Annotated in this window: 17 protein-coding genes; 5 read left to right on the top strand and 12 right to left on the bottom strand. The window is 63.9% G+C overall.

Annotated features, from left to right (window positions below):
* A partial coding sequence (locus P1U55_RS13030) for a hypothetical protein (RefSeq protein ID WP_301048053.1) occupies nucleotides 1–288 on the top strand: 288 nt, incomplete at its 5' end.
* A 679-nt stretch (nucleotides 289–967) separates the two neighbouring features.
* On the opposite strand, the gene P1U55_RS13035 is transcribed toward P1U55_RS13030, so the two are convergent.
* The 5 genes from P1U55_RS13035 to P1U55_RS13055 all read right to left on the bottom strand — a co-directional run bounded on the left by P1U55_RS13035 (nucleotide 968) and on the right by P1U55_RS13055 (nucleotide 4,277).
* Nucleotides 968–1,294, bottom strand: coding sequence for a hypothetical protein (locus P1U55_RS13035; protein WP_301048054.1), 327 nt, complete (start codon nucleotides 1,292–1,294; stop codon nucleotides 968–970).
* Between the two features lie 132 nt (nucleotides 1,295–1,426).
* Nucleotides 1,427–1,885, bottom strand: a complete 459-nt coding sequence (nusB, locus tag P1U55_RS13040; RefSeq protein WP_301048055.1) for a transcription antitermination factor NusB — start codon at nucleotides 1,883–1,885, stop codon at nucleotides 1,427–1,429.
* A complete protein-coding gene (locus P1U55_RS13045; protein WP_301048056.1) occupies nucleotides 1,882–2,436 on the bottom strand; it encodes a 6,7-dimethyl-8-ribityllumazine synthase in 555 nt (184 codons plus the stop codon). Before P1U55_RS13045 ends, nusB begins: the two co-directional genes overlap by 4 nt.
* A complete protein-coding gene (gene ribB / locus P1U55_RS13050; protein WP_301048057.1) occupies nucleotides 2,436–3,545 on the bottom strand; it encodes a 3,4-dihydroxy-2-butanone-4-phosphate synthase in 1,110 nt (369 codons plus the stop codon). The genes P1U55_RS13045 and ribB overlap by 1 nt, the downstream gene beginning before the upstream one ends.
* A 147-nt stretch (nucleotides 3,546–3,692) precedes the next feature.
* Complete coding sequence (locus tag P1U55_RS13055) at nucleotides 3,693–4,277, bottom strand: hypothetical protein (protein WP_301048058.1); 585 nt, start codon at nucleotides 4,275–4,277, stop codon at nucleotides 3,693–3,695.
* A gap of 106 nt (nucleotides 4,278–4,383) precedes the next feature.
* On the opposite strand from P1U55_RS13055, the gene P1U55_RS13060 reads away from it, so the two are divergent.
* Entirely contained in the window at nucleotides 4,384–5,247 is an 864-nt protein-coding gene (locus P1U55_RS13060; RefSeq protein WP_301048059.1) for a hypothetical protein, read from the top strand.
* 58 nt (nucleotides 5,248–5,305) lie between these two features.
* On the opposite strand, the gene P1U55_RS13065 is transcribed toward P1U55_RS13060, so the two are convergent.
* Complete coding sequence (locus P1U55_RS13065) at nucleotides 5,306–5,899, bottom strand: riboflavin synthase (RefSeq protein WP_301048060.1); 594 nt, start codon at nucleotides 5,897–5,899, stop codon at nucleotides 5,306–5,308.
* Between the two features lie 97 nt (nucleotides 5,900–5,996).
* Here P1U55_RS13065 and P1U55_RS13070 point away from each other — a divergent pair, with 97 nt between their 5' ends.
* From P1U55_RS13070 to P1U55_RS13080, 3 genes are all read left to right on the top strand, one after another.
* Nucleotides 5,997–7,301: a capsular biosynthesis protein gene (locus P1U55_RS13070; RefSeq protein WP_301048061.1), complete on the top strand. Its 1,305-nt coding sequence runs from the start codon at nucleotides 5,997–5,999 to the stop codon at nucleotides 7,299–7,301.
* A gap of 269 nt (nucleotides 7,302–7,570) precedes the next feature.
* A complete protein-coding gene (locus P1U55_RS13075) occupies nucleotides 7,571–8,653 on the top strand; it encodes a polysaccharide biosynthesis/export family protein (RefSeq protein WP_301048069.1) in 1,083 nt (360 codons plus the stop codon).
* Nucleotides 8,654–8,661: 8 nt separating this feature from the next.
* Nucleotides 8,662–10,719 (top strand): capsular polysaccharide biosynthesis protein, encoded by a 2,058-nt coding sequence (locus tag P1U55_RS13080; protein ID WP_301048062.1) that lies wholly within the window; start codon nucleotides 8,662–8,664, stop codon nucleotides 10,717–10,719.
* An 18-nt stretch (nucleotides 10,720–10,737) separates the two neighbouring features.
* Here P1U55_RS13080 and ribD read toward each other — a convergent pair whose 3' ends face one another.
* The 6 genes from ribD to P1U55_RS13110 form a co-directional block, all read right to left on the bottom strand.
* Nucleotides 10,738–11,841: a bifunctional diaminohydroxyphosphoribosylaminopyrimidine deaminase/5-amino-6-(5-phosphoribosylamino)uracil reductase RibD gene (gene ribD / locus P1U55_RS13085; protein ID WP_366943055.1), complete on the bottom strand. Its 1,104-nt coding sequence runs from the start codon at nucleotides 11,839–11,841 to the stop codon at nucleotides 10,738–10,740.
* Nucleotides 11,838–12,314, bottom strand: coding sequence for a transcriptional regulator NrdR (nrdR, locus tag P1U55_RS13090; protein ID WP_301048063.1), 477 nt, complete (start codon nucleotides 12,312–12,314; stop codon nucleotides 11,838–11,840). The genes ribD and nrdR overlap by 4 nt, the downstream gene beginning before the upstream one ends.
* A 137-nt stretch (nucleotides 12,315–12,451) precedes the next feature.
* Nucleotides 12,452–12,874: a secondary thiamine-phosphate synthase enzyme YjbQ gene (locus P1U55_RS13095; RefSeq protein ID WP_301048064.1), complete on the bottom strand. Its 423-nt coding sequence runs from the start codon at nucleotides 12,872–12,874 to the stop codon at nucleotides 12,452–12,454.
* A gap of 45 nt (nucleotides 12,875–12,919) precedes the next feature.
* The gene (locus tag P1U55_RS13100; RefSeq protein ID WP_301048065.1) at nucleotides 12,920–13,192 is read right to left on the bottom strand and encodes a hypothetical protein; all 273 of its coding nucleotides are present in this window, start codon (nucleotides 13,190–13,192) and stop codon (nucleotides 12,920–12,922) included.
* A gap of 68 nt (nucleotides 13,193–13,260) precedes the next feature.
* The gene (locus P1U55_RS13105) at nucleotides 13,261–13,650 is read right to left on the bottom strand and encodes a hypothetical protein (protein ID WP_301048066.1); all 390 of its coding nucleotides are present in this window, start codon (nucleotides 13,648–13,650) and stop codon (nucleotides 13,261–13,263) included.
* Between the two features lie 363 nt (nucleotides 13,651–14,013).
* The coding region (locus P1U55_RS13110; protein ID WP_301048067.1) for a sigma-70 family RNA polymerase sigma factor at nucleotides 14,014–14,585 on the bottom strand (572 nt) is incomplete at its 5' end.

The raw sequence follows: 14,585 nt of genomic DNA on the forward strand, positions 1-14,585 counted from the left end.
CGCCCGGAGCGCCCGAAAATCTGGACGCTCCATCCCTCTGACCGCTCCCGCCACCCGGATGCCGATTATCACATTGGGTATGGCTTTGGGCGTGGCTACGATGGCGACAACAGCCGCCCTTTTCCTTTCATTGGCCGGGCCTTCTCTTATGATGGCGGGGCCTCGCGGGGCCGCTCATATGGTTATACCACGCCAAATGGTGCGTTTATCCAACAGGGGCGTCCGCAGCTTTCACGCGGGGTGAAGCGCTCGACCACGTCGCGACGGATCAATCAGGCGTTTCGCTGAGGCAAGCCCCTTGCCAGCCCGCCGCCTGCGCCCTATCTGAGGGGTGTGGCGGATCTGCCCTTCCCGTGTCGAGGCCCAATTCCAGTGGCCTTAAGCAATTCCAAGGGAGCTGGCTCTGGCCGGGCCGTGGCTCGGTTATCTGGCGCCCACCTGTACATACAGGTCCCCAGGAATTCGAAAGCCTTGCCGGCTGCGGTGGTCCCCGCCACACCTTTTCCCCTTTAAAATCACGCCAGTAGCGGCCAATGGTGCGGATCGAGATTCTCCTCCGCCCCTGCACTTGGGCGCGGCAAAGGCGGGCCTAACTGGGCCGCGCCAGAGGGTCAGCATTGGACGCCGCCGGGTGAGATATTTTGGGGCCGGGTTTGGGGGGCAACCGAAGGCGTGAGCGGCTCACAGGGTATAGCAGAGGCGGCTTACGGGGTGGTAAATGCGGCGCAAGCGCAAGGTTTTATCCGCGATTTCAAGGGCTTGCAAAACCCACCAACCGATGGCGACCAAAAGGCGCGGCGTTAGGGTTTGCCCGGTTTTTGCCGTTAATCGCAAAAAGATCACAGCCACAAGCGATGCACATGCGATGCACAACTCATGCGCATCGGATATTTGCCCGCAGGGTTAAGGAAAGGGTGCGAACGGGGGCAGGCTTCACCGCAATGCGGCTGAGGCCGAAGCGTTCAACTCAGCGGCGGCGGCGTTCGCGCGGGTCGTCGTGGCGCACGGGGACGGGTATCATGGAGGGGTTCAGCAACGGTTCGGGCTGGCGCTTGCTGCCGGTGTCATCGTCATCTGCGGTCATGCGCATGATCGCCACGCCGAACTGCACGCCGGAAAACACGATGCCGTTGAACATGAACAGCAGGAAAACCGCGAGCGGCCCATCGGTGGAGTGGGTGACGAGGTGCCAGAGGTTGGCCACGTTCAGATACAGAAGCCCTGTCACAAAGACCGCCGAAATGGCGAAGCCAATCAACGCCTGAGTGATATACATTCGAATGAGCTTGGGCATCTGGGGGACCTCCACGGGCTGGCAGTGCGGTACCCCAAACATAGGGCCTGTTTGCTTCACTACCAGTTAATCCCCCCCGAAAATGCCAAACCTGCGGCAATCCGCCTATCGCGGCGGGTTAAGCGCGGCGGGTTAAAAGGCCTCGGGTTTGGCCTCGCGTGCCATATGGTCAAGCACCGCGTTCACGAACTTCGGCTCGCGCCCCTCGGGGAAGAAAGCCTTTGCGATATCGACGAACTCGACGATGACCACCTTGGGCGGGGTGTTGCCCTCTACCAGCTCGGCCCCGGCGGCGCGGAACAGGGCGCGCAGGGTCGGATCAATCCGGTTGATGGGCCATTTTTCAACCAGGGCGCGGTCTGTCATCTGGTCGATCTTGGCTTGCTGGTTCACGGCATCGCCGACCAGCTTGCGGAAGAGTTTGCTATCGCCCTCGGCCATTTCCTCGCCCTCGAAGAACTCGGTGCCAAAGCGGAAGTCTTCAAACTCGGTTTCGACCGCTTCGGCGGTTTGGCCGGAGGCTTCCATCTGGAACAGCGCCTGCACGGCGTAGAGCCGGGCGGCGGATTTCTTTTGGCGTTTGTCGCTCATGCGGTTTTGGGGCTTTCGGGATCGCCTGCGAGCAGGATTTCGTTTTCAAGCGGGGAGCGGAACCCCGCGCCGCGCCGCTCCTGCCCGAAACGGCGGGTGAGCGCAATCAGGTGCAGGGCTGCCGCTGCGGCACCGCCGCCTTTGTTTTGCATATCGGGCTTTGAGCGCACCACCGCCTGCGCGTGGGTTTCAACCGTGAGGATGCCGTTGCCGATGCAGGCCCCCTCCAGCCCCAGCAGGGTGAGGGCGCGGGAGCTATCGTTGCAGACGGTATCATAGTGGGTGGTTTCGCCCCGGATCACGCAGCCCAGCGCCACGAAGCCATCAAAGTTGCTTTGGCGGTGGGCGATGCGAATCGCGGTGGGCACCTCAAGCGTGCCGGGCACTTCGGCGATTTCGTGGAAGGCACCGCAGGCCTCAAGCTCGGCCACGGACCCGGCCAGCAGATCATCGGCGATGTCCTTGTAGTAGGGCGCGACGACGATAAGCACCTTGGGCGCGCTATCAAACTCGGGGCGCGGCAGGGTGTAATGGGTTTCGGAACTCGCCATCAGGGGGCCTCCGGAATGGCCCGCGTGCCGGTGATCTCGAGGCCATAAGCCTCAAGCCCGACAACCTTGGGCGAAGGGGAATTGGTGAGCAGCTCCAGCCGGGAGAGGCCCAGCGACGAGAGGATTTGCGCGCCAAGGCCATATTGGCGCAGGGTTTGCGGCGAGACCTCATCTTCGGCGGCGAGCTTCATGGTGAGGTCGCGCAGGAGCACCACAACGCCGCGGCCCTCGGCGGCGACAGCCTCCATTGCTGCGCCGAACTCATGCGCGCGCCCGGCCTCGCCGGTGCCGACGACATCGAGCATGGGATCGAGCGCGTGCATCCGGGTGAGCACCGGGGCGGGGCCGGTGATATCGCCCTTGACCAGCACGATATGCTCGGCGCCCTGCACCTCATCGGCGTAGATCTTGAGCAGCCATTCGCCGCCGAACTCGGAGGTGATGACCTGCTCCTTTTTCACCGCGACGAGGTTATCGTGGCGGCGACGGTAGGCGATGAGATCGGAGATAGTGCCGATTTTCAGCCCGTGGCGCTGCGCGAAGGCGACGAGATCGGGCAGGCGCGACATGGTGCCATCTTCGTTCATGATTTCGCAGATCACGCCAGAGGGGTTGAGCCCGGCGAGGCGCGACACATCGACGGCGGCTTCGGTATGGCCGGCGCGCACCAGCACCCCGCCTTCGCGCGCCCGCAGCGGGAACACATGGCCGGGTGTGGCGATGTCTTGCGCGGTGGCGTTGGAATCGATCGCGGCGGCAACGGTGCGGGCGCGGTCGCCTGCGGAAATGCCGGTTGTTACCCCCTCGCGGGCCTCGATGGAGACGGTGAAGGCGGTTTCGTGGCGCGAAGAGTTGGAGGAGGCCATCAGCGGCAGGCCGAGCTTGTCAATCCGCTCGCCGGTGAGGGTGAGGCAGATCAGCCCGCGCCCGTGGGTGGCCATGAAGTTGATCGCATCGGGGGTGGCCATTTGGGCCGGGATGACGAGATCGCCTTCGTTCTCGCGATCCTCATGGTCCACCAGGATGAACATGCGGCCGTTGCGGGCATCTTCGATGATCTCCTCGGTGGAGGAGATGGCGTCGGCGTAGCTGTGGTGTGTGTCGCTCATGGCAGGCCCGGTTTGTTGATCACCGGGGAGATAGCTTGGATGGGCCGCGAGGGAAAGGGGGCGGGGCGTGTGGTTATGGTGGAGAGGGCGCGCCGAAGAGATTTTGGGCCTCCGGCGGGGATATTTGGAGGAGCATTGAGAGGCAGGTCAGGCGGAGAAGTAGCGCGCGGCAGGGAGGTGGCCGGCGAGGCTGGCGGTGGGGGCCCATGCGGCCTCAAGCGCGGTGTCGCAGATCAGCATGACGGCGCCGGGTGGGTGGCCTGCGGCGTGCAGAAGGGTGCGCAGGGCGGCGCGGGTTTCGCCCCAGCTTTGGCGCAGGGTGGGCGCGGGGGCGGCGGGCGTGAGGGTGATCTGGTGGTCGGCGGCGATGCGGGCGGCGAGTGTGGCGGGGTCTTGTGGCGGGTGGGCCAGCAGGGCGGTGCCGCAATCGGCGAGGCGTTGGAGCTTTTCGGCGCGGGTTGGGGGCAGGCGGTCGCCCGTGCGGATCAGGCGCAGGGCGTTGTTGGAAAAGAGCAGCGCCACGATATCGCGCCCGGCGGCCTGGTGGGCGGCGGCGTAGGTGGCATAGGGCAGGCCCAGCTGATTGGCGCGTCGCAGCCGCCGCTGGATCACCGGGAGGGGAAGCTGGGGGAGAAGCTGGGCGCGGGCCTGTTTCCAGGCGTGGCGGCGCCATCCGGCTCCGGGCTCCATGGTGGGGCCGCCGTTATGGCCGATGGGGTGGGGTGTGCTCATGGGGCCAGCATTGCCCGGTGGTGCGGCCTTGCCAAGAGGCGCTGCGGGATTTGCGCCCTTTGTGCTAGGCTGGTGCTTAATCCTTAGTCATTTCCCGAGGTTTCCCATGTCTGACATTTCCATCCGCGCGCTGCCCTTTGATGTGGACGCGAAGCGAATCAACGCCACCATTGGCGCGATCGCCTTTTTGCTGCCGGTGGCGCTTTATCTGTTGGCGTTGGCTTCGGACACGACCTGCTTCATGTTCTCGATCAGCCATTATTACTACACCCGCATTGGCGGTGATATTCTGGTGGGGGCGCTCTCGGTGGTGGGGGCGGTGATGGTGCTGTTTTATGTTTACAAGGGCAATGACGCCCCGGAATTTGTGGCCCACAACCGCACCAATGCGCTGCTGGCCAAAGCCGCGGGGCTGTTTGCACTAGGGGTGGCGTTTTTCCCGACGGGTGGGGTGGGCTGTGATTACCCGAACAGTGGTGAGCTGGATGTGTCACGGTTTTTCCTGCTCGATACGCAGGTGACGGATGGGGTGGTGAGCGGGGCTGTCAGCTATGATTTCTGGATGAGCTTTGGGTATTGGGCCACCCCGGAAGACGTGCCCTTCCTGCTTTACAACGCGCATTACATCTCGGCGGCGGCGATGTTTGGCATTCTGGCCTATTTCTCGCTGCGGGTGTTCACCGCCGTGCAAACTCCGGCGGCGACCACGACCTTGACGATGAGCGGCGCGAAGAGTGGCCGCAAGAGGTTGCGTAACAAGGTTTATATCGCGATGGGCTGCCTGATGCTGCTGGGCATGGCCGGGCTGGCCGGGAAGATGGCCATGGCCACATGGTCGGCAGACCCGGTGGGTTTTATCACCGCCTGGAACGCCCGGCACATGACCTTTTGGTGCGAGGCGCTGGCGCTGATGGCCTTTGGGGTGAGCTGGATGGTGAAGGGCCGGATCTTTGGGCTGCTGGAGGATTAGATGCCCGACGACCAGGTTGCCGGAGGATCAGATGCCGCAGGATCGGGCGACCACTTCCCTACCCCGCCTCGGCCAGCCGGGCCACGTAGCGGGCCAGCGTATCAATCTCCAGGTTCACCCCGTCGCCCACCTGCACATCCCCCCAGGTGGTGACCTCCTGGGTGTGGGGGATCAGGTTGATGCCGAAGGTGCTGCCCTCAACCTCGTTCACGGTGAGCGAGGTGCCATTGAGCGTGATGGAGCCTTTGGGCGCGATGAAGCGGGCGAGGTCTTGGGGCGCGCGAAAGGTGATGCGGGTGCTGTCGCCCTCGTCAGCCATGGCGATGACCTCGGCCACGCCATCAACGTGGCCCGAAACGATATGCCCGCCAAGCTCATCACCCACCTTCAGGGCGCGCTCAAGGTTGAGGCGCCGCCCGGCCGCCCAGCCATTGGCCGGGATGTTGGATTTCGAGATGGTTTCAGCCGAAATATCGACCTCAAACCAATCATCGCCCAAAGCCACAACCGTCAAGCACACGCCGTCGCAGGCGATGGAGGCCCCGATATCAATGCTATCGGTCTCATACCCCGTGGCGATCCGCGCGCGCATGTCGCCGCGCATTTCAACCTGACTGATGCGCCCCACATCGGTGACGATCCCTGTAAACATGCCCGGCAACTCCCTGCAATTCGTGCGAAACCCCTCGCGCTTGGGCCTTAATTCTGCCGCAGGAATGGGGTAGTCCACAAGGACCACATTCAGGAGTATGCGCCCGAAGATGATGCAGATCGCCGCAGAAGACCGCCGCTACCTGTTTTTACAGGGGCCGCACGGGCCGTTTTTTTATCGCTTGGGCAAGATGTTGCGCGCGGCGGGGGCGCAAGTGTGGCGCGTGGGCTTCAACAAGGGCGACGAGGCGCTGTGGTTTCACAAGCGCAGCTACATCCCCTATCGCGGCACGCTGGAAGCGTGGCCCGAGCATTTTGCCGGGTTGCTCGACGAGAAGGGCGTGAGCGACATTGTGCTTTATGGCGATACCCGGCCCATCCATGCCCGCGCGGTGGAAATTGCCAAGGCGCGGGGCATCACGGTGCATGTGTTTGAGGAAGGCTATCTGCGCCCCTATTGGGTGACCTATGAGCGCGGCGGCTCGAACGGGCATTCGCGGATGATGGATTTCTCGATTGAGGATATGCGCCGCGCGCTGGCCCAGTCTGACATTGATCTGCCCGATGCGCCGGCCCGCTGGGGCGACATGCGCCAGCACATCTTTTACGGCTTTCTCTACCATTACTTCGTGCTGCTCTGGAACCACCCTTACAAGAACTTCCGGCCCCACCGCACTCTGACGGTGGCACAGGAATTTGGATTATATCTCAAGCGGTTGGTGCTGATGCCGGTCTATTGGGCCGACCGGGTGCAGGCGACCTTTCGGATCAAGCACGGCGGCTTTCCCTACCATCTGGCGATCTTGCAGCTTGAGCATGACTCAAGCTTTCAGGAGCACTCGCCCTTTTCCACCATGACCGAATTCCTTGCGCTCACGATCGACGGCTTTTCCAAGGGCGCGCCGCGGCACCATCACCTTGTGTTCAAGGCGCATCCGCTGGAAGACGGCCGCCGCCCGCTGCGCCGCGAAATCCGCAAGCTGGCGCGTGCGCACGGGGTGAAGGACCGGGTGCATTATGTGCGTGGAGGCAAGCTGGCGCAGGTGCTCAACCATGCCCGCAGCGCGGTCACGGTGAACTCGACCGCCGCGCAGCAGGTGCTTTGGCGGGGGTTGCCGCTGAGGGTGTTTGGCGAGGCGGTTTATGCCAAGCCGGAGTTTGTTTCGACCCAGCCGCTGGGCGAGTTTTTCGCCACCCCAACCCGCCCTGACAGCAAGGCCTACCGCGATTACCGTTCGTTCCTGCTGGAAACCTCGCAACTGGCGGGGGGCTTTTATTCGTCGCGCGGGCGGCGGCAGCTTTTGCGGCAGGTGGTGGATATGATGCTGGTCCCGGAAGACCCCTATGATGCCCTGGCCGAGGGCAAGGCCGGGCCAAGGCTGCAATTGCAGGTTGTGACCTGAGCCAGCCCTTGCGGGCACGCCCTGCCAACGCACAAGATGTGGGCGGGCGCCGCGACATAGACCAAAATTCAAGCGCCTGACGATGGGTAAAGATCGCGGCACAAGCGCAACACATGGCCGCGCTCCGCGCCATGGCGCGCACAGCCAGCTTTCTTTTTTGCCGGGGCCTCCGTAGCTTACACTCAAAACTTGAGGCAGAAATCCGGTAAGGAGCCCGAGCAGTGAGTATCAAAACAAAACCGTTGGCCAAGGCCGCGGCCGCTATCGTCATGGTGGCTCTTGTCGCCTCTTGCGCATTGCCGCGTGTGGGGCCGAACAAGCGTGAAATCTTCGCAGGTTCCGTGATGAAAGAGGGCGACGCCTTTATCGTGGCCGTCAACAATCGGGTGACAGCGGCCACCTCGGTCACGCCGGTGCTGAGCTTTTCCGAGGGCTTCGTAAACGCCGGCCAGCTTGGCTCTGACACCATCCGCCCCGGCGATGTTCTGGGCCTCACCATTTGGGAAAACGTTGATGACGGGTTGCTCGCCGGTGATGGGCTGAACTCGACCGTGCTGGAAGAAGTGCAGGTTGATGGCGCCGGCTTCATCTTTGTGCCCTACGCCGGGCGCATCCGTGCTTCGGGCAACACGCCGGAGCGCATCCGCCAGTTGATCACCGAGAAGCTGGATACCCAAACCCCTGATCCGCAAGTGATTGTTCGCCGCCTCGCAGGCGATGGCGCGACCGTTTCACTGGTCGGGGGCGTGGGCGCACAGGGCGTTTACCCGATCGAGCGGCCCACCCGCACCCTTTCTGCGATGATCGCGCGGGCCGGTGGCATTGCCATCGAGCAAGACGTGGCCCAGATCACCGTGATCCGTGGCAAAGAGCGCCGCACCGTCTGGTGGGAGGACGTTTTCAAGAACCCCAAGTTTGATATTGCCCTGCGCGATGGCGACCGCATCCTCATTGAGGAAGACAGCCGCGCCTTTACCGCATTGGGCGCAACCGGCACCCAGCAGCGGGTGGATTTCACCACGCAAACGCTCTCGGCAATCGAGGCAATTGCGCAGGTGGGGGGCCTCAGCTCCAACCTTGCAGACCCGACGGGCGTGTTTGTGTTCCGTAACGAGCCAGAGGAAATTGCCAAGCAGGTGCTGGGCCGGACCGATCTGAAAGGCACGCAGCGCATGGTCTATGTGCTCGATCTCACCGAGCCGACCGGCATGTTCGAGGCGCGTGATTTCGTGATCCGCGATGGTGACACGGTTTATGTGACCGAAGCCCCCTATGTGCAGTGGCAGAAAACGCTTTCGGCCCTCACCGGCGCCGTTGGCACCGCCAACACACTCGCCAGCACCGGAAACTGACGGGGCCAATGGCCCCCGCGCCGGACACTCTGACACCAGCCGCCGGGGAGCATGAGGCTCCCCGGCGGCTTTACGTTTATACCGGCGGCTTTGTCTTCCAGAAGCGCATCCGGCGGGTGCTGGAGCTTGCGGGCTGGGAGGTGAAGCTCGGAATGCCTGGGGCCGATGATTACGTTGGCGTCTGGGGCCGCTCGCCCTATGCGGCGCGGGGCGAAGGCATGGCCGCCGCCGCCGGGGCCACGCTGGTGCGGGTGGAAGATGCGCTGCTGCGCTCGGTTCATCCGGGGCGCGCCGATGGGGAGCCGCCGGTCGGCCTGCTGATTGATACGCGCGGCGTGCATTTTGACAGCGCCCAACCCTCTGACCTTGAGGTGATGCTTGCCACCCACCCGCTGGATGACGGGGCGCTGATGGCCCGCGCCCGCGCGGCGATGGCGCGAATGAAGCGCGAACATCTCAGCAAATACAACGGCTTTGACCCCGCTCTTCAAGCGCCAGATCCGGGCTATGTGCTGGTGATCGACCAAACCCACGGCGATGCCTCGATCACCCATGGGGCGGCTGGCGAAGGCATGTTTCGCGAAATGCTGGCCTTTGCCCAGATCGAAAATCCCGGCGCGCGCATCCTGATCAAGACCCACCCCGAAACCGCCGCTGGCGCACGGGAGGGGCATTTTGGCCCGGAAAATGAAGATGAGCGCACGTCACTTTACAGCGAACCCGTCTCGCCCTGGGCGCTGCTGGAAGGGGCGATTGCGGTTTATACCGTGTCCTCCGGCATGGGGTTTGAGGCGATTATTGCCGGCCACCGGCCACGGGTTTTTGGCCAGCCGTTCTATGGCGGCTGGGGGCTGACGCAGGATGAGGCACCCTGCCCGCGCCGCGAACGCAAGCTCACCCGCGCCCAGCTTTTTGCCGCCGCGATGATCCTTTATCCGGTGTGGTATGACCCGTGGCGCGACCGATTGGCCTCGCTCGAAGAGGTGATGGATGGGCTTGCGGCCCGCGCCCGCGCCTGGCGCGAGGATCGTGCCGGGGCGGTGGCCTATGGGATGCGCCTGTGGAAGCGGCGGCCTTTGCAGGATTTCTTTGGCGGTGAGAAACCTCTGATTTTTTGCGATAAACCGGAAAAAGCGGCAGAAAAGGCCGCCGCCATGGGGGCGCCGGTGATCGCCTGGTCAAGCAAGGTGGATGAGGCGCTGGAGGCCGCAACGGCGCGCGCCCATGTTGATTTGTTCCGCGTGGAAGACGGTTTTTTGCGCTCACGCGGCTTGGGGGCCGATCTGATCGCGCCGCTCAGCCTCGTGCGCGATGATCTGGGGATTTACTATGATCCCACTGCCCCGTCGCGGCTGGAGCGCCTGATAAGCGCCGCCGCCGCGCGCCCCGAGCATCCAAGGGCCGAAACGCTCATCGCCCGGCTGAAGGCGTCCGGGTTGAGCAAGTATAACGTGGGCGATACCGCCCTGCCGGAACTGCCCAAGGGGCGGCGCATTTTGGTGCCCGGACAGGTGGAGGACGATGCCTCTATCCTGCGCGGCACTGGCGAAATTTCCAGCAATCAAGGGCTGTTACAAGCCGTTCGTGATGCAGAACCTGAAGCGGTGATCCTGTATAAGCCCCACCCCGATGTGGAGGCCGGGCTGCGCAAGGGCGCGGTCGATGAGGGCTTGGCCGATATGGTGCTGCGCGGCGTTGATCCTGCGGCGCTTTTGATGCGGGTGGATGCGGTGTGGACCATGACCTCGGGCCTTGGGTTCGAGGCGCTGCTGCGCTCTGTGCCGGTGGTGACGCTGGGCGCGCCGTTTTACGCCGGGTGGGGGCTGAGCGATGATCGCGGCTCCCCGCCGGAGCGGCGCAGCGCGCGCCCTACGCTGGAGGCTTTGGTGCAGGCGGTGCTGATTGATTATCCGCGCTACCATGACCCGGTGACAGGCACGCCCTGCCCGGTGGAGGTGGTGCTGGAGCGGCTGGAAAACGGCAATTTGCCAGCGCCGGGCCTCGGCAACCGCTTGCTCGCCAAGGCGCAGGGGTTGCTTGCGGGCTACGCGCATCTGTGGCGTTGAACCGCCCGGCGGAATCTTTCAGGTTTTATCCCATATGTGCATGAGATCAGGGCCAATTTTGCGGCTCTCGGTGAGGCTGTAGCGCGGCGCTTCAGCCAGTGCCGAAAGGCCAAGCGGGCCAACCGATGGCTGCCCCTCGGCCCCCAGCATCAGCCCGGCGGAAAAGCCGATGAGCTGGTCCACCACCCCGGCTGATACCAGCGAGGCCGCGAGCATTCCGCCGCCCTCACAGAGCACACGGGTGAGGCCCCTGCCCCCGAGCGCCTGCATCAGCGCGGTGGGATCGGGGTGGCGATCATCGCCCAGCGGCACCTCGATCAGGGTTGCGCCAAGCGCCTGCCACGCGGCAATGCGCTCGGCGGGGGCATCGCGGCCATGGCAGAGCCATAGCGGCACCTCTGCGGCGCTGCGGGCAAGCTGGCTGTCGGCGGGCAAGGCAAGGCGGCGCGACACCACCACGCGCACCGGGGCCTCGCGGTTGCCATAGCCGCGCAGGGTGAGCGCCGGGTCATCGGCCCGCGCCGTTCCCGCGCCCACCATCACCGCATCATGGCTGGCCCGCAGCCCCTGCACCGCATGGCGGGCGGCGGGGCCGGTGATCCACTTGCTTTCGCCCGAGGCGGTGGCGATGCGGCCATCAAAGCTGGCGGCGAGTTTGAGGGTGAGGCGGGGGCGGCCCTTGAGGATACGGCTGGTAAAGCCCGCGTGGGCCACTTCAGCCTTGTCGCGTAACACATTGGTGGTGAGGGATATTCCGGCATCCACAAGGTGCTGGTGGCCCTGCCCGGCGGTGCGGGGATCAGGGTCTTGCATGGCGCTCACCACGCGGGCGACCCCGGCCTTGGCCAGTGCCCCCGCGCAGGGCGGCGTTTTGCCGAAATGGGCGCAGGGCTCCAGCGTGACATAGGCAGTGGCCCCGCGTGCGCCAGCCCCGGCCTGCGCCAGCGCCATGACCTCGCCATGCGGGCGCCCACCCGGTTGGGTCCAGCCGCGCCCCAGAACGCGCCCGTTTTTCACCAGAATGCAGCCCACCGCCGGATTGGGCCACACCTGCCCCTGCCCCCGCGCCCCAAGGCTCAGGGCACGGGCCATCCAGCGGGCATCGTCAGCGGTAGAACTCACCCGTCACTGTCATCCGGCAACGCCGGGGGGCGCAACTCGGAGACGAAACGATCAAAATCATCTGCGGCCTGGAAGTTCTTGTAAACGCTGGCAAACCGCACGTAGGCGACGGTGTCGATCCGCGCGAGGCTTTCCATGACGATCTCACCGATGATCTTGCTGTCGATATCGGTTTCGCCCATGCTTTCAAGCCGGCGCACGATGCCAGAGATCATCTGGTCCACGCGCTCGGGATCAATCGGGCGCTTTTGCAGCGCGATCCGGATCGAGCGCTCCAGCTTGTCGCGATCAAAATCCTCGCGGCGTCCGTTGGATTTGACCACAACAAGGTCACGCAACTGGACGCGCTCATAGGTTGTGAAACGCCCGCCACAAGCCGGGCAAAACCGGCGTCGCCGGATGGCAACATGGTCTTCGGCCGGGCGGCTGTCTTTTACCTGGGTATCTACATTTCCGCAAAACGGGCAGCGCATTCCTGTCCCCTTTTATTCTTTGCTTTTCGGTCTGCCTCTGGGGTTATACTCCCCACTTATCCACAGTCACTATAGGACCCTCACCAGAGTTTGGGTAGACCCGAATTGCCGCCCCCAGATGAAGCGGTAGCACTGTGTCAGCCTTGCAAGAAATGCGCCGCGACCTCCCGGCGGTGCGGCGCTGTGCGATGCTCGACAAGGTAGATCCCCTGCCATGTGCCCAGCCGCATTTTCCCCGCAGAAACAGGGATTTGCAGGGAAACCGGCAGGAGAGCCGCCTTGATGTGGGCGGGCATGTCATCGGGGCCCTCGTAGGTGTGGCGCAAATAGGCCATCGAGGGGTGATCGGATGGCGGCACCAGGCGGGCGAAAAAGGCGGTGAGGTCGCGGCGCACATCGGGGTCTGCGTTCTCCATCAGCAAGAGCGAGGCGGAGGTGTGGCGCACCAGCAGGGTGAGCAGCCCGTCGCCCACCGCGCTACCGTGCAACCATGCCGCCACCTCGTCGGTAAACAGCGTGAGGCCGGGGCCGTGGGTGGGGATGGTGAAGGTGGTTTGCATGGCGCCACGATGCCCAGCGGCAGAGGGCGGCGCAAGGGGGGCGCGTTACGAAGAGGCTTTGCTCTCTTCGGTCACACAAATCGCCACGGGCAGGTTGGGGCTGGTTGCAGGCATGGCGACAGCCTCGGCCTCAACCGGCGGTGAGAGAACGGCGGCAAGGGTCATCTGGCAGCGCGCAAGGTCTTGCGGGGGCACAACAATTTCGACCGTCCCTTCCACCGGAGCGTCAGGGCTATCGGGGTAGTCAATGAACGGGCTGGCACTGGCCGGGGCCAGAGCCGCAAGGAGGACGAGGAGAGAGGCTGCGTGTTTCATCATGAAAGGAAAACGCAGATCCCGCGCCGCCGGTTCCCGGTGCGCACCGGAAATTGGTGATTGCCGTGGGGTTAATCGGTGTCGGCTGTGGCGCGGGGCGGATCACAAAGCTGCATGACATGCGCAACGGAGCTTGTTTCCCCCGCCTTTGACACGCTGAGCAGAAACCCGTGGTCACTTTGCGTGCCGCTGCTGAGGCGAAAGACCACCGTCCTATTGCCCCTGCCCAGCCCTTTGGAACGGGGGGTGATGACGGTGAGCTTGTCCGCCGTGGCGGCCCCGAGGTGCGTGCGGGCATATTCAGCCGCAGCGCAAAACACCTGCGACCCACCGGCCCCCGGCAGCGGCGCCACGCGGATCGCCTCGGCGGTGCCGCTGACGCGGTACCCATTGGAGGCCATGAAGGCGGCAGCGGGGCTGGCAACAAGAAGGGCGGCGGCGGTGAGGAGGATCTTTTTCATGAGGGTAATATAGCGCGGCGGCGGGCTTTCGGCCAGTGCGGGACGGGGAGTGAGCGATTGGTCGCAGGGGCCGCAGGCGACGGCAGACGGTGCAAGTTGACACCACCTTGTCTACCACCGCCGGCTTCAAGCGCCTCTTGGTGCGCTTGAAGTGCATCGGCCACTCGTATCCGATAGTGCCCCATTCAGCGCTCGGCGAGTCTTTCTAGCGCTTCTCGGTGTGTGGCCACCGACTCCCGAATGGTGCTCAGTGTCTTTACAAAAGCGCCCGGACGCTTTGCGCCCTTCTGGACGGCTTCGAATTTCCCTGACTTGGAAGCTCTACCTATTGCTTTGATGAGAACTGACTTTTTTGTCAAAATCCTACTGGTCCAGAAAACTCCGCATTTTCCGTGACCGGCTTGGGTGCTTCAGCTTGCGCAGCGCTTTCGCCTCGATCTGGCGGATGCGTTCGCGGGTGACCGAGAACTGCTGGCCGACTTCCTCAAGGGTGTGGTCGGTGTTCATGCCGATGCCAAAGCGCATGCGCAGCACCCGTTCTTCGCGGGGTGTGAGCGAGGCCAGCACGCGGGTTGTGGTTTCCTTCAGGTTCTCCTGAATGGCGGAATCCAGCGGCAGCACGGCGTTCTTGTCTTCGATGAAATCGCCAAGCTGGCTGTCTTCCTCATCGCCGATCGGCGTTTCGAGCGAGATCGGCTCCTTGGCGATTTTCATCACCTTGCGGACCTTCTCCAGCGGCATTTGCAGCTTTTCGGCCAGTTCCTCGGGGGTTGGCTCGCGGCCGATTTCGTGGAGCATCTGGCGGCCGGTCCGCACCAGCTTGTTGATCGTCTCGATCATATGCACCGGGATGCGGATGGTGCGGGCCTGATCGGCGATGGAGCGGGTGATCGCCTGCCGGATCCACCAGGTGGCATAGGTGGAGAATTTATAGC

Source organism: Vannielia sp. (assembly GCF_029212645.1).
Classification (GTDB): domain Bacteria; phylum Pseudomonadota; class Alphaproteobacteria; order Rhodobacterales; family Rhodobacteraceae; genus Vannielia.

What these genes read in the sequence shown, in the direction of transcription:
- P1U55_RS13035 (WP_301048054.1), bottom strand. Translation starts at nt 1,294, where the DNA reads ATGCCCAAGCTCATTCGAATGTATATCACTCAGGCGTTGATTGGCTTC.
- nusB (WP_301048055.1), bottom strand. Translation starts at nt 1,885, where the DNA reads ATGAGCGACAAACGCCAAAAGAAATCCGCCGCCCGGCTCTACGCCGTG.
- P1U55_RS13045 (WP_301048056.1), bottom strand. Translation starts at nt 2,436, where the DNA reads ATGGCGAGTTCCGAAACCCATTACACCCTGCCGCGCCCCGAGTTTGAT.
- ribB (WP_301048057.1), bottom strand. Translation starts at nt 3,545, where the DNA reads ATGAGCGACACACACCACAGCTACGCCGACGCCATCTCCTCCACCGAG.
- P1U55_RS13055 (WP_301048058.1), bottom strand. Translation starts at nt 4,277, where the DNA reads ATGAGCACACCCCACCCCATCGGCCATAACGGCGGCCCCACCATGGAG.
- P1U55_RS13060 (WP_301048059.1), top strand. Translation starts at nt 4,384, where the DNA reads ATGTCTGACATTTCCATCCGCGCGCTGCCCTTTGATGTGGACGCGAAG.
- P1U55_RS13065 (WP_301048060.1), bottom strand. Translation starts at nt 5,899, where the DNA reads ATGTTTACAGGGATCGTCACCGATGTGGGGCGCATCAGTCAGGTTGAA.
- P1U55_RS13070 (WP_301048061.1), top strand. Translation starts at nt 5,997, where the DNA reads ATGCGCCCGAAGATGATGCAGATCGCCGCAGAAGACCGCCGCTACCTG.
- P1U55_RS13075 (WP_301048069.1), top strand. Translation starts at nt 7,571, where the DNA reads ATGGTGGCTCTTGTCGCCTCTTGCGCATTGCCGCGTGTGGGGCCGAAC.
- P1U55_RS13080 (WP_301048062.1), top strand. Translation starts at nt 8,662, where the DNA reads ATGGCCCCCGCGCCGGACACTCTGACACCAGCCGCCGGGGAGCATGAG.
- nrdR (WP_301048063.1), bottom strand. Translation starts at nt 12,314, where the DNA reads ATGCGCTGCCCGTTTTGCGGAAATGTAGATACCCAGGTAAAAGACAGC.
- P1U55_RS13095 (WP_301048064.1), bottom strand. Translation starts at nt 12,874, where the DNA reads ATGCAAACCACCTTCACCATCCCCACCCACGGCCCCGGCCTCACGCTG.
- P1U55_RS13100 (WP_301048065.1), bottom strand. Translation starts at nt 13,192, where the DNA reads ATGATGAAACACGCAGCCTCTCTCCTCGTCCTCCTTGCGGCTCTGGCC.
- P1U55_RS13105 (WP_301048066.1), bottom strand. Translation starts at nt 13,650, where the DNA reads ATGAAAAAGATCCTCCTCACCGCCGCCGCCCTTCTTGTTGCCAGCCCC.